This is a genomic window from Micromonospora sp. (genome assembly GCF_048594385.1).
Lineage (GTDB): Bacteria > Actinomycetota > Actinomycetes > Mycobacteriales > Micromonosporaceae > Micromonospora > Micromonospora wenchangensis.
Window position 1 is genome coordinate 1 of record NZ_JBMDWU010000630.1, and the last position, 3,059, is coordinate 3,059.

Genomic DNA, 3,059 nt, shown 5'->3' on the forward strand with positions numbered 1-3,059 from the left:
GCGTCCCGCCCGCCGCGACGGCCGGGCCGGTGAAGGTGACCGACTGCCCGTCCTGTCGCCAGTCGGCGCCGGTCACCTCCGCCGCCGAACTGCCCCGGGGCAGCGTGACGACGACCGTCCAACCGGTGGCCGGCGTCGCGCCCGGGTTGGCGACCACCACCTCCCCGGTGTACCCGAAGACCCGGGTCGACACCGTCGCGTACCGGGCGTCCAGCGGCCCCGCGACCGCCGGGGTCGGGGTGGGGGTCCGCGACGGGGTAGCCGACGGCGACCGGCTCGGCGGGGCGCTGCGCGACGGCGGGGCCGACGTCGGGCGTGCCGACACGACGGACCGCGACGGGCTCGGCGTGGCGGTCGGGCGCACCGACGGCGCCACCGGAGCCGCCCCGGTCGGTTCCTCCCGCTCCGGCGGCAGCAGGGCCCAGCCGGCCAGTCCGAGCGCCAGCGCCGCCGTGCCCGACCCGACCACCACCCAACCGGTACGGCCCCGGGTCGACGGCCGGGCCACGTCCGCCATCAGCGCCACCGGCAGCACGGCGGTCGGCGCGGCGCTGTCCCGCCGCAGGTCGACCTCGCGGAACGCCAACCAGTCGAGCAGCGCGGGCAGGCGTCCGGCCAGTGACTGCCGGTAACACTCCTCGCGCCGCGCGCCCTGCCCGGCGGACCAGTCGCCCTGCTGCACGGTCTCCCGGACGGTCACCCGGCAGCCCTCGGCGGTGGTGGTGAGGACGCAGGTCAGCTCGGTGTGCCGCGCCCCCTCGACACACCGCACCACGAGCAGCTCCGGCGCCCGCTGGCGCACGGCCGCGATCTCGACGTCGCCGTCGAAGCCGGGCAGCCCCGCGGTGCCCACCCGCCACCGGCCCGGCCGGTCGGGCACCGCCTCGGCCCCGGCGAACCAGCGGGCCAGCAGCGCCGGATCGGTCACCGCGCGCCAGACCCGGTCGGCGGGGTGCGGCAGGTCGACCTGCGTGCCGATCTCGATCACGGCGAGAGACTCTACGGCCCACACGCCCCCTGGGTGAATCTGGTCGCCACGATCGACACGGCTCACTGCGGTACGACTTGACGAAACACATGTTATCGCTCACAGTCGATGTCGAGGACCACCGCACCTGATGGCTCACCGGGCGAGCCGTGCTGGTCGAGCCTCGGATCGCGACGTCCCCCCAGGGCATGTGGGACGTCGGGTCAGGATTTCCCATCAGTAGCTGCCGGCGACGGCGCGACCGGCCCCGAGCAGGGGCGGGACGACTCCGTCGACGGCCGGCCCGGTCTCCTCGAAGGAGGATCATGGCGCCCTTTTCGGGAGGCGCTGCGCCGTTGCCCACAGCGGGTGATCCTCTCGCCGATCCGGGCTGCGGCCCCGGCGTCGAGGTCACCGGGGTCGACGGCCGGCACGGACCGCGACCGGGACATCGCCGACTGTCCCTCGTCCGGGCCGGGTACGGCGGCCACGATGGTCCGTCCTGGCCGACTGGACGGCGGACCCCGCCGGCCGGCACGACCCACCGCACCGGGAACCGGGCACCTCAGCACCACCACCGCTGCACCCACCTCGAGAAGGATGCGACATGAGACCCAAGAGAGCCCTACTGGCCACGGCGACCCTCGCCGTGGCCGGCGCACTCACCGTCGGGATGACGTTGGCGATGGCCCCCGCAGCCAGCGCCGGGACGACCCTGCGGGCGGCGGCGGCCGAGAAGGGCCGCTACTTCGGCGCGGCGGTCGCGACGGGCAAGCTGTCCACCAGCACCTACACCACCATTCTCAACCGCGAGTTCAACTCGATCGTGGCCGAGAACGAGATGAAGTGGGACGCCACCGAGCCGCAGCAGGGCCGGTTCAACTACACCGGCGGCGACCGGATCGTCAGCCACGCCCAGGCCAACGGGATGAGCGTGCGTGGCCACGCGCTGCTCTGGCACCAGCAGGAGCCGGGCTGGGCGCAGGGCATGTCGGGCAGCGCGCTGCGCAGCGCGATGATCAACCACGTCACCCAGGTCGCCACCCACTTCCGCGGCAAGATCTACGCGTGGGACGTGGTGAACGAGGCGTTCGCCGACGGCGGTAGCGGTGGGCGTCGTGACTCGAACCTGCAGCGCACCGGTAACGACTGGATCGAGGCGGCGTTCCGGGCCGCCCGGGCCGCCGACCCGGGCGCGAAGCTCTGCTACAACGACTACAACACCGACGGGGTCAACGCGAAGTCGACGGGCGTCTACAACATGGTGCGGGACTTCAAGTCCCGGGGTGTGCCGATCGACTGCGTCGGCTTCCAGTCCCACCTGGGCACCACGATCCCGGGTGACTACCAGGCCAACCTCCAGCGCTTCGCCGACCTCGGCGTGGAGGTGCAGATCACCGAGCTGGACGTGATGACCGGCGGCAACCAGGCCAACATCTTCGGCACGGTCACCCGGTCCTGCATGGCCATCTCCCGGTGTGCCGGCATCACCGTGTGGGGGGTGCGCGACTGCGACTCGTGGCGCGGCTCCGACAACGCCCTGCTGTTCGACTGCAACGGCAACAAGAAGCCGGCGTACGACTCGGTGCTGAACGCGCTCAACGCGGGTCCGGGCATCCCGAACCCGACGACCACGCCGCCGAACCCGACCACCACCCCGCCGAACCCGACGACCACGCCGCCGAACCCGACGACGCCCCCTCCGGGTGGGTCGGGGTGCTCGGCGTCGGTGTCGTTGAATTCGTGGACCGGTGGTTTCGTGGCCACGGTGAAGGTGACCGCGGGTTCGTCGGGTACGCGTGGGTGGACGGTGAGCCTGACGTTGCCTGGTGGTTCGAGTGTGACCGGTACGTGGTCGGCGACGGCCAGTGGTAGTTCCGGGACGGTGCGGTTCACGAATGTGGACTACAACGGTGCGCTCGGTGCGGGTCAGTCGACCGAGTTCGGGTTCCAGGGCAACGGCAGCGGGGCGGGGATGACCCCCACCTGCACCGCCAGCTGAGTACCGCCTCACTCCAGTACCACAGTCAGTTGAGTACCACCGTGAGTTGACTACCACCGCCGCCGGCCCGACCCGGGTGCACCGGGTCGG

Annotated in this window: 2 protein-coding genes; one reads left to right on the forward strand and one right to left on the reverse strand. The window is 72.4% G+C overall.

Annotated elements, in window-relative coordinates; all coding sequences use genetic code 11:
* A partial coding sequence (locus ACOJTC_RS32920) for an SRPBCC family protein (RefSeq protein WP_420119807.1) occupies window positions 1-988 on the reverse strand: 988 nt, incomplete at its 3' end.
* A 586-nt stretch (window positions 989-1,574) separates the two neighbouring features.
* Between ACOJTC_RS32920 and ACOJTC_RS32925 the strand changes: the two genes are divergently transcribed.
* Complete coding sequence (locus tag ACOJTC_RS32925) at window positions 1,575-2,969, forward strand: endo-1,4-beta-xylanase (protein WP_377683780.1); 1,395 nt, start codon at window positions 1,575-1,577, stop codon at window positions 2,967-2,969.
* Window positions 2,970-3,059 lie beyond the last annotated feature (90 nt).

Excerpts from the sequence above, each read along its gene's own strand:
- ACOJTC_RS32925 (WP_377683780.1), top strand. The coding sequence starts at position 1,575 with ATGAGACCCAAGAGAGCCCTACTGGCCACGGCGACCCTCGCCGTGGCC.